The sequence below is a fragment of the Erwinia amylovora genome (genome assembly GCF_017161565.1).
Classification (GTDB): Bacteria; Pseudomonadota; Gammaproteobacteria; order Enterobacterales; family Enterobacteriaceae; genus Erwinia; species Erwinia amylovora.
On record NZ_CP066796.1, the window covers coordinates 3,690,787 to 3,709,225 of the forward strand.

Here is an 18,439-nt window from a genome sequence, read left to right on the forward strand (position 1 = left end):
AAAAAGCTAAGCCATTATAATAGTTATCTAATCTTCACACCAAATAAAACTCTATTTATTATCTATTTTAATGCTGAACCAAATTAAAATTATTTCTTTTACAGAACAACACAACAAATCAACTATCTCATCCATCCTCTCGATATCTATTTCTTCTTCAAGAGTCATCCCAAAAAATGTGGAAATAGTTAGAAGATTGTTTTTATACTCCTCTTTTTTTTCATCTTTAATCAAACTTAAAAGACCGTGACTCCCCCTATTTTGATAAAAAGATTCAATCAAAACCTTTGCTTGTAAGTTAAATTTAAGATCATTCATAAATAGAGCGCTGAACAGCTTTTTCTTATTCAGTGACTCGAATATCTCTTTTCCTTAAAAGAATTTTCTTTAATGTATGAATAAAAATCCCTTTCTTTATTCATGCAATTATTTAATTTTGAGTTAACTAATGAAAGCTTAAAATTATATAGTCCTATAAAAAAAACAAATACAGGTATGAATATTAGAGATTGCTTAAGTATATATAGTGGTGTGCTAAACAAAGTTATCGCATATTTAAAGCAGGATTCAGAAAAACACAAAGTTAAATGATGGTTACTATAAATATTAAAGAATAAAAACAACGAACTCAATATCATTGAAACAAATATAACAACTGTGATAGTGAGTGTCATTATTGATAGTATAAGCGTGGCTCTGTATTCATTTATCATTTTTTTTAGGGCTTATCAATTTCAGTCGCTTTTTAAATTCCTCTGCTTCTTTTGAGTATAATTTTTTTAAAATACTCAACCTAAACATAACTTTAAAGTAGCGACTTTTGTACCTTTCAGATTCACCTAAAGTATCAAAATCTCTCGACAAATTAGTGATAACTCTGTTCAGGCGAATAATTTCTTTGTGGTCTGGTAAAGGATCGCAATGCCTTTTTAGCATTTTCTTGAATATCGGGTAGTCAGAACAATCTACTCTTTTTAACTTCGTGATCTTACCTCTTACAGAAAAATAAAGATCATGAAAACTTTTCTTCATTCTTTCGTTATCTTTGCCGTACCCTGTTTTCACCACTCTATGAACGTGGTCTTTAATTTTTAATCTTTCTACCTTGGGAAATTTTGGTTTTTCACCCTCAATACTTAAACTATGAACTTTGAATTGTTGAGGCGATGATGAAGATATTGAAATGGTTTTATCTTTATTAATTGAAAGGTGCTTTTGAGTTATAAATTCACCAATATAAGATTCAACATATTTCCAACTTCCTTCTTTTGTTGCGCGTGATATAGTTATATCGTCAATTAATCGAGTATAACGAAAACCGTTATTACGTAAATGTTGTACTTTTTTTGGTTCACTATCAAAAAAGTACAAATTTGCTAGATATGTGCTTGTTGGTGCACCTTGCGGAACATAACCATCAAAAGTTGTTAATTTGGTTAGTATTGCTGAAACTTCTTCTGAACATTTCAATAGTTTATTGAATATACTGTAGACATATTCTTCCCTCATAGTTGGGAAAAAATTTTCTATATCTATCTTAATTAAAACCTTAGCCTTGCAGTGCTGTTCTGCACATAGTATATAATCACGTGGATTTTCTCTATCGGGAATAGAACCAAAAAGATAATCAGGATAATTTATTTTAGTAAAAATCTTTTGGTTTATTTTACGAAGTAATGATTTAAGCATTTTATTGGGCGCATAAACGATTCTTTCCCCTCCATTTTTTTCTTAATTGGAGGTTTTACGTAATAAGAACTTTCAGCACCGTTTCTGATCAAATCATCAAACTTCTGCGTATCTTTGACACCAAGAAGATTTATTAGACTTTGAACGTTTTGAATAGGCGTAAACGTTTCTTTGAATGAGAATGAACTAGCCATATAATCCTTCTTAGATAAAAGTTAGCGTCCTCGCGGCCAGAAAGGGTAGTCGAATCCGAAGGAAGCAACGCAAAAGTATAAAATCCACCCAATCTTCACTAACTTTTTCCAACTGTGTACTGTACTCCGTGGTCTAGCTTTCGCATGGCTCGCCAGAGTGCACCCAGAAAGACCTTACGGTCGTCCCGAACTTAAAGGACATGCTTTTTGCTACACGCTTCCTTGTTCATCAAGTGAGTTGTTCATCCCACGCTATTTTTTTACCAGAAAGCAGATTAATCTTAAAGAAAAATTTTACAATTTACTAAAATTGATGTTTTGGGGTATTGGAAAGCACTAAAAAATCAGTATCGAGTTAAAAATAAAACTTAGCGGGTAGCTATATGGGTATAAAATTTAAAAATCCGTTATAACATACATTTAATTGATTGTATTTACTGAAAATTTTATATAAATCAACATTCAGATCCAGAATATCGAATAACGATTTACTGGCTATCAGCAAACAGCAGAAACCCAGACAGCCCGCTCACAGCGGGCTTCTTTTATGCGCATAAGCTACCAGGAAAGCGCATGTTTCACTTTTACCCCCACCTGTGCCCCTGCTATTTTCATCCAATATCAAGGCCATCCGGCAGAGATGGTGAGAAGGCGCTACAGCTGGCAACCCGTGCCGGAGAAATGCGCTTTCACCTGGACGGCAGTCGCTACACGGCGACCATCGGCGGCAGAGCATTACCCTCGAGAATCACCAGCACACGGGCGCGCTATAGCGTGCGGCGCTGCTACTTATGCCCCTGCTGCCATAACCGGGCAGCAACGCTGCTTATTGGTAAGCGGAATTTAGCCTGTAGAAAATACCGGGGGCTTTACTACGCCAGCCAGAGCGAGAGTAAATAAACCCCTTTTTGTTCCACATACTTTTTGGGGTGTCCGGAGTTTCCGCCATCAGCCGGTACTTTTTCGGCATTGCCAGCGGAGCCGGATTGCGCACTGGCAGACGTTTTTTACCCTTACGACGAAAAATTCAGTTCAGGCAGACAATCAATCCGGTGTACGCACTTGAGGTTCCGGACAATGCCCCTGACATGTCGGAAGATCCCTTAAAGTGAATGGGTCAGTTATGCGGAATACTTCCTGTCGCCAGACGCCGTTTTTATCATAGGCACCAGAACCTTCACAGGGTAAACTATCCCTTTACTTTATTAAGGCTTTAGTTAAGGACTTCCAATGCAAACTTTACCTCCCTGCCCGAAATGCCACTCCGAGTACAGCTGGCAGGATAGCGATATGCTCAACTGCCCGGAATGTGGCCATGTCTGGGCTGAAGGTGCCGATGCCGCTGCTGAAGATAGCCTTGTCGTGAAAGACGCCAACGGTAACCTGCTGGCGGATGGTGACAGCGTGACGGTGATTAAAGATCTGAAAGTCAAAGGCAGCTCTACACCACTGAAGATCGGTACCAAAGTCAAAAGCATTCGCCTGGTAGAAGGCGATCACAATATCGATTGCAAAATCGATGGCTTCGGCCCAATGAAGTTGAAATCTGAATTTGTGAAAAAAAACTGATCGTCCCCAGTGGGCCACTGCGCTACTGGTTTATTCGCATTGCTCCCTGGCTGCGCTGCCCGGGGGCGTTTGCCCCGCCAACTGTAGCTGCTAGTATCACACAACATGGCAACATGCTTAAGGGCGTGCGGCGCTCAATGGACCGACTCAAAAACTGGAGGCTGAGTGAATAAGACGTTAGGTGTGTTCTTCCCGCTTTATACTACTACGCTGTTAATGCTGCTCGGCTCCGGGTTGCTCACTACCTATGTTTCCCTGCGTCTGACCTCAGCCCATGTCTCGGGTGCTCTTATCGGGGCAATCATCGCTGCAAACTACATTGGCCTGGTGATTGGCGGCAAAGTCGGTCACTTTCTGATTGCACGCGTTGGCCATATCCGTGCCTATGTTTCCTGTGCAGGGATTATTACTGCCGCCGTGCTCGGTCATGGGCTGACCGGGTATATTCCTGCCTGGATTGCACTGCGGCTTATTATCGGCCTGTGTATGATGTGCCAGTATATGGTGCTGGAAAGCTGGCTTAACGATCAGTCTGAGTCCGAACAACGCGGAAAAGTGTTTGGCTGCTATATGGTCGCAACCTATCTCGGGATGTCGCTTGGCCAGGTTGTGCTTATGTTACAAACCGATCTTGGCCTTAGCACGCTGCTATTAATTGCGCTCTGCTTTGCTTTATGCCTGGTGCCAATTGCCCTCACCACTCGCACCCATGCACGCCAGCTCTCACCTGCGCCCATGGAGTTACGCCACTTTGTAGGATCGATTCCGAAAGTTCTGGCAACCACGCTGGCAATTGGTATGGCTGTAGGCTCTTTCTATGGTCTGGCACCGGTATACGCCAGCCAGCAGCAGCTGACCACCGGGCAAACCGGCCTGTTTATGGCTATCGCTATTTTCGCCGGGCTGGTTGCACAATTTCCGCTCAGCTGGCTGTCTGACCGTTATAATCGCACTCGTCTGTTGCGCCTGAACGCAATAATGCTGGCCGTTGCCGCACTTCCGCTGGCGCTACTGCCACAGCTCGGTTTTCCACTGTTGCTGACCCTCGGGTTTATCGTCAGCATGTTGCTGTTTTCGCTTTACCCGTTGGCCGTTGCGCTGGCCAACGACCTGGTCGAGCCAGAACGACGCGTCTCGCTGGCAGCCTGCCTGCTGATGGCCTTCGGCGTGGGTGCCAGTATTGGCCCGTTAATGGTCGGATTGCTGCTTGAGCCACTCGGTGGTAACACGCTGTATGCGTTCTTTGCCCTGTGCGGCCTGTTGATTGTTGCTCTGAGCCGGGCGGTGAAAAAAGATGAGGCCCAGTTTGTTGAAGATGCGCCGGTTCCTCATATCGCGATGCCGGACAGCCTGATGAGTTCGCCCCTTTCACCAGCCCTTAATCCGGCTTTTGATGAACAGATGATTGAGGAAACCATGCCATCACTTGATATCGAGCCGGAGACAGAGCAAGAAGATGAAGTTACGACTCTGCAGGGGGCAAACCCCGATGAAGAGACCGGGCTTAAAAAAGCGTGGGAAAAATTGTAGCCCCATCGGCGTTTTTCATCCTTACTGACGTTGGACGATGAAGTTTTCAGCCTCCAGCGCATCAGCAGGATGTTAGCCGCGTAAAAGACACGAGGTTTTTCTTGCAAGGGAGCAGGATGAAAATGCCTGCAGCCTGGCTTTATCGTATTTAACTCGGCGCCATAGGTACAGAGCCGCATCAACTCTCTGAAAGATACAGCTTGCCGAAATGGACAGAAAAAATAACAGAAGTAAGAGTTTGAATTCCACCCGTTTGAACGCATGAATATGATATGACCCCTCCACTTCTCCTTTTTAATCATGTGGACATTCAAATTAATCGGGGAATTTCTTTTGACTGAAGGGAAAATTCATATCAAGCCTTGCGCATAGGCATAGCGTATTAATTCAACGTTAGAAGAGACTCCAAGGCGCCGCATAGCATTATACTTTTGCGTAGATACCGTGCTGATAGTTCTGTTCTGTCGCCGTGCTATCTCTGAAAGAGTATATCCTGATGAAAACAGCCTGATTACTTCTAGCTCTTTAGGCGTAAGTCCATTTCCTTTTTCGCCACTTTTCGACAGATAACTCTTGATGTTGCTCAGGGAAGATGAGAAGTAATAACCACTTTGGTTCATGACATGATGACATGCCATTACCGTATCCTCTACCGGGTCTGATTTACTCACGATTGCCTTAACCCCGTAATCGCATGTTTTTCTGAGTATGGCTATGTTCTTTTGTGATGTCAGTAAAACGATTTTCACCAGCGGAAAACGGCCACTTAGCGCACGTATTTTGGCAAAACCATCTATTGCAGAGCGTTTCGAACTCAACGAGAAATCAGTGATGACAATATCTGTTTGTGCCGATGCAAGAACAGCTAATAAGTCCTTACCACATTCTGTTTCTGTCGCGATGGTAAACTGATCATTATTTGAAAAAAGCATTTTCAGTGAATGAATGATATGTGGATGGTCATCAGAAACCGCCACCGTGAATCTGCTATACATATAGCCTCCAGATGCTTCATCATGAGTAGCCTGAAAAAATACACAACGAGTTAAACATAATAATTCCGTCCAGCATCAGATGGCAAGCAGTTTGCAATAAATATAAAAGCAACCAAAATGAAGTGAGAAAAAAGGAATTAATGGAAAAAACAATAAAATTAATAAAACGAGAACCTGATAACTCCAGTTAAATTAAGAAAATTGACAATTTATACGGCAGTATTAATCTTGCCCGTGAAAGAATTCACCTCAATAAAATTAATAGCTGTCCTATTTCATCGGCCCATCGAACCGGGTAATGCCTGTCATTGCTAAAGAGAGAAGTAACCATTCATTCAGGACTGGCAGGTACATTTTTCTGGTAACCAGCGCGGGTGTACAACCCTTGTACCGATACCGCAAAATTTCTGTCGCCGTTCCTGGCGGAACCCCTTAGGATTGCAGACTGATTTTATGGAGTTAGCTATGTTACTCACTTTCCTTTACATCATCGGTATCACGGCTGAAGCCATGACCGGAGCACTTGCCGCAGGACGTCGTAAGATGGACATGTTTGGCGTGATCATCATTGCCTCCGTTACTGCAATAGGCGGAGGCTCAGTGCGCGACATGCTGCTGGGGCATTACCCGCTCGGTTGGGTGAAACACCCTGAATACATCATGATTGTTGCCGCCGCCGCCGTTATCACCACCTTCGTAGCGCCACTGATGCCGCACCTGCGCAAGGTTTTTCTGGTGCTGGATGCACTGGGGCTGGCCGTATTTTCTATCATTGGCGCTCAGGTGGCGCTGGATATGGGGTTTGCAGGGATTATCGCTGCGATCAGCGCCGTAGTTACCGGAGTGTTTGGTGGCGTCCTGCGCGATATGTTTTGTAATCAAATCCCTCTGGTTTTCCAGAAAGAGATATATGCGGGTATCGCATTCGCTTCTGGCTGGGTATACATCCTGCTGCAGAAAACCGCCCTGCCGCTGGAAACGGTTATCATCATTACCCTGCTGACTGGGTTCATAGCCCGGCTACTGGCATTGCGCTTCAAGCTGGGATTGCCCGTTTTTAACTATCCGCACAACGACCATTAATTATCTTCCCTGCAAAGTCAGGGCCCGGGTGCTTCTAATACATCTATAAGCTGGCGCACCTCCTGCTGCTGGAGGTATGAGAAGATTTTCCGGGCCAGGGTTTGGCCCACACCGGGCAGCTGTTGCCAATCCTGCAGGCTGTGTGACAGCAACTGTTGCCAGTTATCGTCCGTCAACGTATTCATGGCCCGTTCCGGTATCGGCACCCCTAGTGCTTTAACCCAGCGTTTAAAGGGGAGTTGGCGACTCAACCTGAACTGTTGCCAGAAGAAATGCGCCCGTTGTTCTCCAATGCCCGGCACGGCTTTCAACTCTTCCTCCGACAGAGCCAGCCACGAGAATATATGCGCCATGCTGCCCGATTGCATCAACTGCTGCCAGGTTTGGCGGCCCGCGCCGCTAAGGTTAAGCACAGGCTTGCTGCTAAGCCACTCCAGCCTTGCCAGAAACTGTTGACGGCATTTTGGCGTCAGGTGAAAACAGCTCAGGCTGTTAAAGTGTGTGGCATCGGGTAGAGGGGGAAGCACGCGTTCTTTCACCCGCCATATAACCTTATCCATACGTGGAACCCCCATACCGGCCAGGCTGATACTCACCTGATCTCCTGCTATCACATCGGTTTGTTTCCAATGTTCAATCGAGCCTATATTGACCCGGCTTACCCGTTTATCGTCAAGCTGCACCGGCAGCAGATTCAAGACAGCATTAATACGGCCAGTACGACCGATAGCAAACTCAACTGACCGTACTTCGCTTGTCACTTCCGGTGGAGGATATTTCCAGGCAATAGCCCAGTCGCCCTGTTCAGGCAGCCAGTCAGTGCCTTGCCTGGTCGGCATACCGTGAACAACAATGCCATCGGTGGCAAACGGTAAGCGCTGGTGAAACCAGCGTTCACGCCAGCCCTCAACCTCATCCACATTTTCTACCCGATGGGTCCAGTCTTTGATGTCTGGGAATCCCAGGGCGCGTATCCCCGTCAGGCGCTTGGCGATGGAGTTGGGTCCATCCGGCCATGCCCAAACGAATATTCCGACACGTTGCAGAACTGTTGAGGCAGCTTTTGCCATTAGCGCCCCCGCAACGAGAGATCGTGCACTTTTCCCCCCATCGTTGGCCTGCTGATGATCGGTCATCTTGAGATACAGCTCCCCCTGAAAAACCTGCATTGCCGGGAACCGTGGAATGGATTTTGGAATATCGGGGATCTGGCGTGCTTTTGCCGTCCAGTCTTCTCCCTTAACGCCGTCTCCCCGGCTGATCATCTGCACCAGCCGGCCATCTCGGTAGAGTAACGTCACTGCCACGCCATCCACCTTCGGTTGAATCCACAGCCCGTCACGCTTTTCCATCCAGCGCGCCACCGCTGCTTTACCTGAAGCCTTTTTAACGCCTGTATGGGAGACAGGATGCAAAACTTTACCGTCAGTTTTGAGCAATGGCTGGCGCAAATCGCTGGCTGGAGAAAAACAGCGCTGCCACTGTTGCAGTTTGTCGTGCAGGGTATCGTAGCGCTCATCGGGGACCTGGGCTTCTCCACGCCGATAATAGGCCTCATCCCACTTTTCCAGCTGCGCTTTCAGCGCTGCGATTTCCGCATCGGCGCGCGATGGGGACCAAACCGGGCATTGTGCCTGTACCAGGGTACTGAACAGCCAGACGACCAAAATGGCATATTTCATTGCTGCTTCTCCCGCATGTAATGACAATGGCCGGCAGTAAAGCGCAGCATAGAAGGGTTAGCGAGAGGCAAAAGAGTATTTTTGAAGGCGGCTTCAGCACTTTTTATGCAAGCCATGCCTGGCAGGCAAATATTTGTATGGCGTTATCCAATTTCTGATAAATAAACCTGTAACAAGCCCTAAACGCTGCATGACGCGCTGCACCTGTGTATACTGTGCAGGAAGTAGACTCCGCTTTATTGGCATATCAAGAATAATCATGGCTCAAGGTACACTTTTTATTGTTTCCGCCCCCAGCGGTGCGGGTAAATCCAGCCTGATTCAGGCGCTGTTAAAAACGCAGCCGCTGTACGATACTCAGGTATCCATCTCACACACCACGCGTGGGATTAGGCCGGGTGAAAACCACGGTGAACACTATTACTTCGTCAATCACGACGAGTTTCGCAGCATGATTAGCGAAGAGGCGTTTCTTGAACATGCTGAAGTGTTCGGAAACTATTACGGCACTTCCCGTAAAGCCATTGAACAGGTGTTGGCAACCGGTGTTGATGTGTTTCTGGATATCGACTGGCAGGGTGCTAAACAGATCCGGCAGAAAATGCCGGCAGCACGCAGTATCTTCGTATTGCCTCCGTCGAAGGACGAACTGGATCGTCGCCTGCGTGGCCGCGGCCAGGACAGCGAAGAAGTTATCACCAAACGTATGGCTCAGGCCGTTGCCGAAATGAGCCATTACGCAGATTACGACTACCTGATCGTGAACGATGATTTCGACCTGGCGCTGTCAGACTTGAAAACCATTATTCGCGCTGAGCGTCTGCGGATGGGCCGTCAAAAGGCCCGTCATGATGCGTTAATCAGCAAACTATTGGCAGACTGAGGACAACTCAGTATGATGCCCAGTCATTTCGTCACCACCCGTGGAGTATCACACTTATGGCACGCGTAACCGTACAGGACGCAGTAGAAAAAATTGGTAACCGTTTTGACCTGGTGCTGGTAGCAGCTCGTCGCGCACGTCAGATGCAGGTTGGCGGCAAAGACCCACTGGTTCCTGAAGAAAACGATAAATCTACCGTTATTGCACTGCGTGAAATTGAAGAAGGTCTGATTACCAATCAGATCCTCGACGTGCGCGATCGTCAGGAACAGCATGAGCAGGAAGCCGCGGAATTGCAGGCTGTGACCGCCATCGCTGAAGGCCGTCGTTAATTCTTTGTGAAGGCCAGCCTTGTATCTGTTTGAAAGCCTCAATCAGCTGATTGAAAAATACTTGCCTGAGGAGCAAATAAAGCGCCTCAAGCAAGCTTATCTTGTCGCCCGTGATGCTCACGAGGGACAGACACGCTCCAGCGGTGAGCCCTATATCACCCATCCGGTTGCGGTGGCGTGCATCCTCGCTGAGATGAAGCTTGACCATGAAACACTCATGGCAGCTCTGCTGCACGACGTTATCGAAGACACGCCCGCCACCTATCAGGATATGGAACAGCTGTTTGGTCAGACTGTTGCTGAACTGGTAGAGGGAGTTTCTAAACTCGATAAGCTGAAGTTCCGTGACAAAAAAGAAGCCCAGGCTGAAAACTTCCGCAAGATGATCATGGCAATGGTGCAGGACATTCGCGTCATTCTGATCAAGCTGGCTGACCGCACGCACAATATGCGTACTCTGGGCGCCCTGCGTCCGGATAAAAAACGCCGTATCGCTCTGGAAACGCTGGAAATTTACAGCCCACTGGCGCACCGTCTGGGTATTCATCACCTGAAAACCGAGCTGGAAGAGCTGGGCTTTGAAGCCCTTTATCCGAACCGCTATCGTGTGATTAAGGAAGTGGTGAAAGCCGCGCGTGGTAACCGTAAAGAGATGATCCAGAAAATTCTCTCAGAAATCGACGGTCGCCTTGAAGAAGCCGGAATTACCCGCCGCGTCAGCGGTCGTGAGAAACATCTTTATTCGATCTACTGCAAAATGCATCTGAAAGAACAGCGATTCCATTCGATTATGGATATTTACGCTTTTCGGGTGATTGTGCGTGATGTTGATACCTGCTACCGCGTGCTTGGCCAAATGCACAACCTGTATAAACCGCGTCCGGGCCGCGTGAAAGACTATATTGCCATTCCCAAAGCCAACGGCTATCAGTCGTTGCATACCTCAATGATCGGTCCACACGGTGTGCCGGTAGAAGTTCAGATCCGTACTGAAGATATGGATCAAATGGCCGAAATGGGGGTGGCTGCGCACTGGGCTTATAAAGAACAGGGTGAAAGCGGGACCACGGCACAAATCCGTGCCCAGCGCTGGTTACAGAGCCTGCTGGAGCTGCAACAGAGCGCCGGCAGTTCGTTTGAATTCATTGAAAGTGTTAAATCCGATCTGTTCCCGGATGAAATTTACGTGTTCACCCCGGAAGGGCGCATCGTCGAACTGCCTGCCGGCGCCACACCGGTGGATTTCGCCTACGCGGTTCATACCGACATTGGCCATGCCTGTGTGGGGGCGCGCGTCGACCGCCAGCCTTACCCGCAGTCACAGGCGCTGACCAGCGGCCAGACGGTGGAGATCATTACCGCCCCGGGTGCCCGCCCGAACGCAGCATGGCTGAACTTCGTCGTCAGTTCGAAAGCTCGCGCCAAGATCCGTCAGCTGCTGAAAAACCTCAAGCGTGATGACTCTGTTAGCCTCGGCCGACGCCTGCTTAACCATGCCCTGGGCGGCAGCCGTAAACTGGCCGAGATCCCGCCGGCCAACGTCCAGCACGAGCTTGAGCGCATGAAGCTGGCATCGCTTGACGACCTGCTGGCTGAAATTGGCCTTGGCAATGCCATGAGCGTGGTGGTGGCAAAAAATCTGCAACAGAATGAGCCAAACGCTCCGGCTACCGGCCCTGCTTCCGCCGGTAGCTCGCGCAGTAAGCTCCCCATTAAGGGTGCTGACGGGGTATTGATCACCTTCGCTAAATGCTGTCGTCCGATCCCCGGTGACCCGATTGTTGCGCACGTCAGCCCCGGCAAAGGCCTGGTGGTGCACCATGAATCCTGTCGCAATATTCGTGGCTATCAGAAAGAGCCAGAGAAATACATGGCGGTCGAGTGGGATAAGGTAACTGAGCAGGAATTTGTTGCCGAAATCAAGGTCGATATGTTTAACCATCAGGGTGCGCTGGCCAATCTGACGGCGGCGATCAACACTGCAGGTTCTAATATTCAGAGCCTGAATACCGAAGAGAAAGATGGTCGTGTTTACTGCGCCTTTATTCGTCTGACCGCACGCGACCGCGTTCATCTGGCTAATATCATGCGTAAAATCCGTGTGATGCCGGACGTGATTAAAGTACACCGTAACCGCAATTAAGGAATAAGGCATGGCCCCCTTGTTCTGGCCCTCCCCGCGATAGCCGGTTGCTTAGTCGCCAACGTCATTATCCATTTTAGGGAGCCTGTTTCGCATGAATGCACAACGTTATGCCCGCATCCGCGCCATGCTTGCCGCCCGTCAGCACGACTTAACGGTCTGCATGGAGCAGGTACACAAGCCTCATAACGTTTCTGCGGTGATCCGTACCGCCGATGCCGTCGGTGTTCACGAGGTTCACGCCATCTGGCCGGGCAGCCGCATGCGCACCATGGTCTCCGCCGCCGCTGGCAGCAACAGCTGGGTGCAGGTTAAAACCCACCGCTCGATTGCCGATGCCGTAACCTGTCTCAAAGGCCATAACATGCAGATTCTGGCGACCCATCTTTCTGATAAAGCGGTCGATTTCCGCGAAATCGACTACACCCGCCCGACCTGTATTCTGATGGGGCAGGAAAAAACCGGCATTACCCGGGAAGCGCTGGACCTCGCCGATCGCGACATTATTATTCCAATGATCGGCATGGTGCAGTCACTGAATGTTTCCGTCGCCTCTGCCCTGATCCTGTATGAAGCCCAGCGCCAGCGGCAGAATGCCGGTATGTATATGCGTGAAGAGAGCACGCTGGAATACAGCGAACAGCAGCGTCTGTTATTCGAAGGCGGCTATCCGGTGCTGGCTCGCGTCGCGAAACATAAAGGGTTGCCCTACCCTGAAATCAACAATTGCGGTGAGGTGGTGGCCGATGCCGAATGGTGGGCGGCCATGCAGTCTAAGGCGCGTAAATAATGCAGGGCCGTCTGCTGGATGCAGTGCCGCTTAACACGTTATCCGGCGTGGGGGCCAGCCAGGCGACAAAGCTGGCAAAACTGGGTTTGGTAACGGTACAGGATCTGCTGCTGCATCTGCCGCTGCGCTACGAAGATCGTACCCAGCTTTACGCGATCAACAACCTGCAGCCGGGCATTTACGCCACGGTTGCAGGAGAAGTGCTGCACTGCGATATCTCATTTGGCCGCCGTCGAATGCTGACCTGCCAGATAACTGACGGCACCGGCACCGTGACTCTGCGCTTTTTTAACTTCAATGCCGGGATGAAAAACAGCCTTGCGGTGGGTCGTCGGGTTACGGCTTACGGCGAGATAAAACGCGGTCAGCGTGGTGCCGAGATCATTCATCCTGAATACAAGGTTCAGGGAGAACATAGCGTCACCGGGTTGCAGGAGACGCTGACGCCGGTCTATTCCACCACTGAAGGCGTACGCCAGGCCACGTTACGCAATCTGACCGATCAGGCATTAACCCTGCTCGATACCTGTGCCATTGCCGAACTGCTGCCGCCGCAGTTAAGAGGGGGATTAATCAGCCTGCCCGATGCCCTGCGCACCCTGCATCGCCCGCCGCCCGATATGGCTCTGGCCGATCTCGACAGCGGAACGCATCCGGCGCAGCGCCGTCTGATTATGGAAGAACTGCTGGCGCATAACCTCAGTATGCTGGCGGTACGCGCCGGCGCCCAACGTTATCACGCATTGCCGATGTCGCCCCGCCATCAGTTAAGCGACCGATTACTTGCCGCGCTGCCTTTCCGCCCTACCGCCGCGCAGCAGAGAGTGGTACGCGAAATTGAAAACGATCTGGCCCATGATTATCCGATGATGCGGCTGGTACAGGGCGATGTGGGTTCAGGTAAAACGCTGGTTGCAGCACTGACGGCGTTAAACGTTATTGCCTGGGGTAAGCAGGTCGCGCTGATGGCTCCGACCGAACTGCTGGCCGAACAGCATGCCAATAATTTCCGCCAATGGTTTGCCCCGCTTGGGCTGGAGGTAGGCTGGCTGGCAGGGAAGCAGAAGGGAAAAGCACGTCTGGCGCAGCAGGAGGCCATCGCCAGCGGCAGGGTATCGATGATTGTCGGCACCCACGCTATTTTCCAGGAGCAGGTACAGTTTAACGGCCTGGCGCTGGTGATTATTGATGAGCAGCACCGTTTTGGCGTCCACCAGCGTCTGGCGCTGTGGGAAAAAGGCGAGGACCAGGGTTTTCATCCTCATCAGCTGATTATGACCGCCACGCCGATCCCACGAACGCTGGCAATGACTGCCTACGCCGACCTTGACACTTCCACCATCGACGAGCTGCCACCGGGACGAACCCCGGTGACCACCGTGGCCATCCCCGATACGCGGCGCGCGGATATCATTACCCGCGTGAAAGATGCCTGCAGCAGTGAAGGCCGCCAGGCTTACTGGGTGTGTACGCTGATCGAAGAATCCGAACTGCTGGAAGCCCAGGCAGCCCAGGCCACGTGGGAAGAGCTGCAGCTGGCACTGCCGGAACTGACTATCGGGCTGGTACACGGCCGCATGAAGCCAGCAGAAAAGCAGGCGGTCATGCAGGCGTTTAAGCAGGGTGAAATCCATCTGCTGATCGCCACCACGGTGATTGAGGTCGGGGTTGATGTGCCGAATGCCAGCCTGATGATTATCGAGAATCCCGAGCGCCTTGGGCTGGCACAGCTGCATCAGCTACGCGGGCGCGTGGGCCGTGGCGCGGTGGCTTCCCACTGCGTGCTGCTGTACAAGTCACCATTGAGTAAAACGGCACAGAAGCGTTTGCAGGTGCTGCGCGACAGCAACGACGGCTTTATGATTGCCCAGTGTGACCTGGAAATCCGTGGCCCTGGTGAACTGCTGGGCACACGTCAAACCGGCAATGCCGAATTCCGGGTGGCCGACCTGCTGCGCGACCAGGCGCTAATCCCGGAAGTTCAGCGCGTGGCGCGCCATATCCACCAGCACTATCCCGAACAGGCCGTGGCGCTGATTGAACGCTGGCTGCCGGAAACCGAGCGATATACCAATGCGTAATTCGCATCGTCACTCACTCATCCCTCGCCTTGCGATATCCGCCGCCTGAGTCGGCGGCGGGATGTCGCCTGCCTGTTCGTTAAACCCCTTTGCCGGATATCGTCAGCCGAGCCTGGTGCCAACGTCTGAGCTGGCCTTAGGTACCGGCCGCCCAATGTAAGTTGGCAAGTAGCAAACGATTGCTTTTGCGCTGAAGAAGATTAAAATCGCCTCTTTATTGCCGTTGGGAAGCCTGTTAATGACCGTTAAAACCCGGGATGCCGCCGCCGCACCGCACATTGTCACTGCGGGTAAAAGCGAGCTGATTTATCGCCTTGAAGACCGCCCACCGCTGCCACAAACCCTGTTTGCCGCCTGTCAGCATCTGCTGGCGATGTTTGTCGCCGTGATCACACCCGCGCTTCTTATCTGTCAGGCGCTTGGGTTGCCGGCACAGGATACGCAGCACATCATCAGCATGTCACTGTTTGCCTCCGGCGTGGCGTCGATCCTGCAGATTAAAACCTGGGGGCCGGTGGGTTCGGGGTTGCTGTCGATCCAGGGCACCAGTTTTAACTTTGTCACGCCGCTGATTATGGGCGGCCTGGCGTTAAAAAATGGCGGAGCCGACGTACCCACCATGATGGCCGCGCTGTTCGGCACGCTAATGCTGGCCTCGTGTACCGAGATGGCGCTGTCCCGGGTGCTGCACCTCGCCCGACGTGTTATTACGCCACTGGTTTCCGGTATTGTGGTGATGATCATCGGCCTGTCGCTGATTCAGGTTGGACTGACCTCCATCGGCGGTGGCTTTGCCGCGATCGGCGATCACACGTTCGGCGCACCGAAAAACCTGCTGCTGGCGGGGGCAGTGATGGCGGTGATTATTATACTCAACCGCCAGCGTAACCCGTATCTGCGCGTCGCCTCGTTGGTGATTGCGATGGCGGTGGGTTATCTGCTGGCCTGGGCGATGGGGATGCTGCCGGAAAATACCGCACCATCTAACGGTGCATTAATTACTATCCCAACACCGTTTTATTACGGACTGGGCATCGACTGGAATCTGTTGATCCCGCTGATGCTGGTGTTTATGGTGACCTCGCTGGAAACCATTGGCGATATTACCGCCACCTCTGACGTTTCCGAACAGCCGGTCAGCGGCCCGCTGTATATGAAGCGGCTGAAAGGCGGCGTGCTGGCTAACGGCCTCAACTCCTGCGTCTCCGCACTGTTTAATACCTTCCCTAACTCCTGTTTCGGCCAGAATAACGGCGTTATTCAGCTGACCGGCGTTGCCAGCCGCTACGTGGGTTTTGTTGTCGCGCTAATGTTGATTGCGCTGGGGCTGTTCCCGGCGGTGAGCGGCTTTGTGCAGCATATTCCTCAACCGGTACTCGGCGGAGCCACCATCGTGATGTTTGGTACTATTGCCGCTTCAGGGGTGCGCATCGTCTCGCGGGAGCCGCTGGATCGTCGGGCTGTCATGATCATCGCGCTGTCACTGGCTGTCGGCCTTGGTGTTTCCCAGCAGCCGCTGATTTTGCAATTTGCACCGGACTGGCTGAAAACGCTGCTCTCTTCCGGCATCGCCGCCGGCGGCATCACCGCCATTATCCTGAATCTGGTGTTTCCCACAGAAAAATAAGCATATTCCTGGGATAAATGACGCGCGGGCGGATAATTTTCGCCCGCTCATCGTTGCAGGTTGAGATACCGCGATAAATCGGGCATAACAAGCCATTACCAAAATTCATAGGGATGGATACGATGAAGTTTTTCGGCAATGTTTTGCTCACGCTGTTACTGCTACTGTTGCTGGTGGCCCTGGGCCTTTATCTGCTGCTGCAAACCCATTGGGGAGCAGGATGGATCAGCCGCCAGATCGGGGAAAACAGCGACTATTCGCTGTCGTTCAGTAAAGTGGAGCATCATTTTTCCAATCCCAGTCATCTGATCCTTAACGACGTCTCCTTTGCCCGCAAAGGTCAACCTGCCTCACTGGTTGCGCAACACGTAGACCTCGGGTTGGGGCTGATACAGTTCAGTCATCCGCTGCACTTTGCCAGTATCCAGCTCGACAGAGGTACGCTGGATCTCACTACCCACAGCGCGCCGGTGTCTTTACAGGCCGATCGGCTTCAGCTTAGCCAGATGGCGTTGAACCGCAATCTGGCCAGCTGGCCGTTACAGGCGCAACGTGTCGACGGCGGTATTACACCGTGGCAACCTGAAAAGAATGATGTGCTGGGCAAAAACGCCAGCTTCCAGCTTAGCGCCGGTGCGCTGACGCTTGACGGCATCCCGGCCGCTAACGTACTGATCCAGGGCAGCATCAAAGATCGGCAGTTAATACTGAGTAACTTAGGTGCCGATATGGCATTAGGATCGGTCACCGCCAGCGCCCGGCGTGATGCACAAGGGAGCTGGCAGATAGCAAGCCTGCACCTTAACAGTATCCGCCTGCAAAGTGATAAGACCCTGAGTGATTTTCTGCAACCCTTAAGCTCGCTGCCGCCGGTGCACATTGAACGTATGGACGTCACGGATGCGCGGCTGGAAGGCAAGGACTGGGCGGTAACCGATCTCGATCTGGTACTGAAGGACCTGACGCTGCGTGATGGCGACTGGCAGAGCGATGATGGCACGCTGGCGCTGAATGCTAACAGCGTTGTCAACGGCGGTATGCAGCTGGATGACCCGATCGCCAGGATGACTTTCTCGCCACAGGGTATCGCCCTGAACCAGTTCAGTACCCGCTGGGTTAACGGACTGGTGCGCACCCAGGGTAACTGGACGCGCAGCGACAGAAAACTGACGCTGAATGAGCTGGTGGTGGCAGGATTGGAATACACCCTGCCGCTAAACTGGCGGGAGCACTGGCTGCGGCCGCTGCCTTCATGGCTGGATAGCGTGCAGGTCAGCAAATTCAGTGCCAGCCATAATCTGATTATTGATATCAGTCCGGACTTTCCGTTTCAGATGACGGCGCTGGACGGCAACGGCAGCAATTTGCTGATGGCGCGCGATGGTGAGTGGGGGATCTGGTCAGGCGAACTGAGCGTTAATGCCGCGGAGGCCACCTTTAATCGTGTCGATTTGCGCCATCCGTCTCTGGCTTTGACGGCCACCGACAGCAGCATCAGTGTGACAGAAATGAGCGCTTTTAGCGCTGACGGGATGTTGGAGGGGCAGGCGACAGTGAGCCAGCAGCCGCTGCGTGCGCTGTCGCTGAAGCTGCGCGGTCGCCAGATAGCACCCAATCTGCTACATGACTGGGGATGGCCTGAGGTCCCTCTGACGGGCGCCGCCAATCTGCAATTAAACATTCAGGCCAGTTTGCAGAACGGACAGTCGCTAAAACCAACCGTTAACGGTACGCTCGACGTAAGCGCTGATAATAAGTCAGTCTTGCAAACCATGCGTGCAGGCCAGGTCACCAGCGCGCAGTAACGCACCTACGGGGCGTGATCCGTCACGCCCCACTTC

Annotated in this window: 16 protein-coding genes; 10 read left to right on the forward strand and 6 right to left on the reverse strand. The window is 51.1% G+C overall.

The window, feature by feature from the left end; translation table 11 throughout:
- Positions 1–51 precede the first annotated feature (51 nt).
- From JGC47_RS17750 to JGC47_RS16860, 4 genes are read right to left on the reverse strand one after another with little or no spacing between them, the layout of a single operon-like run.
- Positions 52–318 (reverse strand): hypothetical protein, encoded by a 267-nt coding sequence (locus tag JGC47_RS17750; protein WP_168382938.1) that lies wholly within the window; start codon positions 316–318, stop codon positions 52–54.
- Between the two features lie 29 nt (positions 319–347).
- Positions 348–713 (reverse strand): retron Ec48 family effector membrane protein, encoded by a 366-nt coding sequence (locus JGC47_RS17755; protein WP_338327698.1) that lies wholly within the window; start codon positions 711–713, stop codon positions 348–350.
- Entirely contained in the window at positions 703–1,689 is a 987-nt protein-coding gene (locus JGC47_RS16855; protein WP_004154776.1) for a reverse transcriptase family protein, read from the reverse strand. Before JGC47_RS16855 ends, JGC47_RS17755 begins: the two co-directional genes overlap by 11 nt.
- On the reverse strand, positions 1,662–1,883 hold the full coding sequence (locus JGC47_RS16860; protein ID WP_024015122.1) for a hypothetical protein: 222 nt from the start codon (positions 1,881–1,883) through the stop codon (positions 1,662–1,664). Before JGC47_RS16860 ends, JGC47_RS16855 begins: the two co-directional genes overlap by 28 nt.
- A gap of 1,230 nt (positions 1,884–3,113) precedes the next feature.
- Here JGC47_RS16860 and JGC47_RS16865 point away from each other — a divergent pair.
- Positions 3,114–3,452, forward strand: coding sequence for a zinc ribbon domain-containing protein YjdM (locus tag JGC47_RS16865; protein ID WP_004154773.1), 339 nt, complete (start codon positions 3,114–3,116; stop codon positions 3,450–3,452).
- A 165-nt stretch (positions 3,453–3,617) separates the two neighbouring features.
- Positions 3,618–4,982: an MFS transporter gene (locus JGC47_RS16870; protein WP_004154772.1), complete on the forward strand. Its 1,365-nt coding sequence runs from the start codon at positions 3,618–3,620 to the stop codon at positions 4,980–4,982.
- 350 nt (positions 4,983–5,332) lie between these two features.
- Here JGC47_RS16870 and JGC47_RS16875 read toward each other — a convergent pair whose 3' ends face one another.
- Positions 5,333–5,977 (reverse strand): response regulator, encoded by a 645-nt coding sequence (locus JGC47_RS16875; RefSeq protein WP_004154771.1) that lies wholly within the window; start codon positions 5,975–5,977, stop codon positions 5,333–5,335.
- Between the two features lie 465 nt (positions 5,978–6,442).
- Here JGC47_RS16875 and JGC47_RS16880 point away from each other — a divergent pair, with 465 nt between their 5' ends.
- Entirely contained in the window at positions 6,443–7,060 is a 618-nt protein-coding gene (locus JGC47_RS16880) for a trimeric intracellular cation channel family protein (protein ID WP_004154770.1), read from the forward strand.
- Positions 7,061–7,077: 17 nt separating this feature from the next.
- On the opposite strand, the gene ligB is transcribed toward JGC47_RS16880, so the two are convergent.
- Positions 7,078–8,742: an NAD-dependent DNA ligase LigB gene (gene ligB, locus JGC47_RS16885; RefSeq protein ID WP_004154768.1), complete on the reverse strand. Its 1,665-nt coding sequence runs from the start codon at positions 8,740–8,742 to the stop codon at positions 7,078–7,080.
- A 259-nt stretch (positions 8,743–9,001) separates the two neighbouring features.
- Here ligB and gmk point away from each other — a divergent pair, with 259 nt between their 5' ends.
- The 7 genes from gmk (at position 9,002) to JGC47_RS16920 (ending at position 18,403) form a co-directional block, all read left to right on the forward strand.
- Positions 9,002–9,625 (forward strand): guanylate kinase, encoded by a 624-nt coding sequence (gene gmk / locus JGC47_RS16890; RefSeq protein WP_013035745.1) that lies wholly within the window; start codon positions 9,002–9,004, stop codon positions 9,623–9,625.
- A 56-nt stretch (positions 9,626–9,681) separates the two neighbouring features.
- Positions 9,682–9,957, forward strand: a complete 276-nt coding sequence (rpoZ, locus tag JGC47_RS16895) for a DNA-directed RNA polymerase subunit omega (RefSeq protein ID WP_004154766.1) — start codon at positions 9,682–9,684, stop codon at positions 9,955–9,957.
- 19 nt (positions 9,958–9,976) lie between these two features.
- Positions 9,977–12,100 carry a bifunctional GTP diphosphokinase/guanosine-3',5'-bis pyrophosphate 3'-pyrophosphohydrolase gene (spoT, locus tag JGC47_RS16900; protein ID WP_004163726.1) on the forward strand — a complete coding sequence of 708 codons (2,124 nt, stop codon included), beginning with the start codon at positions 9,977–9,979 and terminating at the stop codon, positions 12,098–12,100.
- Positions 12,101–12,194: 94 nt separating this feature from the next.
- On the forward strand, positions 12,195–12,890 hold the full coding sequence (gene trmH, locus JGC47_RS16905; RefSeq protein WP_004154764.1) for a tRNA (guanosine(18)-2'-O)-methyltransferase TrmH: 696 nt from the start codon (positions 12,195–12,197) through the stop codon (positions 12,888–12,890).
- Entirely contained in the window at positions 12,890–14,971 is a 2,082-nt protein-coding gene (recG, locus tag JGC47_RS16910; protein ID WP_004154763.1) for an ATP-dependent DNA helicase RecG, read from the forward strand. The genes trmH and recG overlap by 1 nt, the downstream gene beginning before the upstream one ends.
- Positions 14,972–15,209: 238 nt before the next feature.
- Positions 15,210–16,598 (forward strand): nucleobase:cation symporter-2 family protein, encoded by a 1,389-nt coding sequence (locus JGC47_RS16915; RefSeq protein WP_004154761.1) that lies wholly within the window; start codon positions 15,210–15,212, stop codon positions 16,596–16,598.
- Between the two features lie 122 nt (positions 16,599–16,720).
- Entirely contained in the window at positions 16,721–18,403 is a 1,683-nt protein-coding gene (locus JGC47_RS16920) for an AsmA family protein (protein ID WP_004154759.1), read from the forward strand.
- The last annotated feature ends 36 nt before the right edge of the window (positions 18,404–18,439 follow it).

Bases quoted from the DNA above. Each gene is read 5' to 3' on its own strand.
- JGC47_RS17750 (WP_168382938.1), bottom strand. From the start codon at position 318: ATGAATGATCTTAAATTTAACTTACAAGCAAAGGTTTTGATTGAATCT.
- JGC47_RS17755 (WP_338327698.1), bottom strand. From the start codon at position 713: ATGATAAATGAATACAGAGCCACGCTTATACTATCAATAATGACACTC.
- JGC47_RS16855 (WP_004154776.1), bottom strand. From the start codon at position 1,689: ATGCTTAAATCATTACTTCGTAAAATAAACCAAAAGATTTTTACTAAA.
- JGC47_RS16860 (WP_024015122.1), bottom strand. From the start codon at position 1,883: ATGGCTAGTTCATTCTCATTCAAAGAAACGTTTACGCCTATTCAAAAC.
- JGC47_RS16865 (WP_004154773.1), top strand. From the start codon at position 3,114: ATGCAAACTTTACCTCCCTGCCCGAAATGCCACTCCGAGTACAGCTGG.
- JGC47_RS16875 (WP_004154771.1), bottom strand. From the start codon at position 5,977: ATGTATAGCAGATTCACGGTGGCGGTTTCTGATGACCATCCACATATC.
- JGC47_RS16880 (WP_004154770.1), top strand. From the start codon at position 6,443: ATGTTACTCACTTTCCTTTACATCATCGGTATCACGGCTGAAGCCATG.
- ligB (WP_004154768.1), bottom strand. From the start codon at position 8,742: ATGAAATATGCCATTTTGGTCGTCTGGCTGTTCAGTACCCTGGTACAG.
- gmk (WP_013035745.1), top strand. From the start codon at position 9,002: ATGGCTCAAGGTACACTTTTTATTGTTTCCGCCCCCAGCGGTGCGGGT.
- rpoZ (WP_004154766.1), top strand. From the start codon at position 9,682: ATGGCACGCGTAACCGTACAGGACGCAGTAGAAAAAATTGGTAACCGT.
- trmH (WP_004154764.1), top strand. From the start codon at position 12,195: ATGAATGCACAACGTTATGCCCGCATCCGCGCCATGCTTGCCGCCCGT.
- recG (WP_004154763.1), top strand. From the start codon at position 12,890: ATGCAGGGCCGTCTGCTGGATGCAGTGCCGCTTAACACGTTATCCGGC.
- JGC47_RS16915 (WP_004154761.1), top strand. From the start codon at position 15,210: ATGACCGTTAAAACCCGGGATGCCGCCGCCGCACCGCACATTGTCACT.
- JGC47_RS16920 (WP_004154759.1), top strand. From the start codon at position 16,721: ATGAAGTTTTTCGGCAATGTTTTGCTCACGCTGTTACTGCTACTGTTG.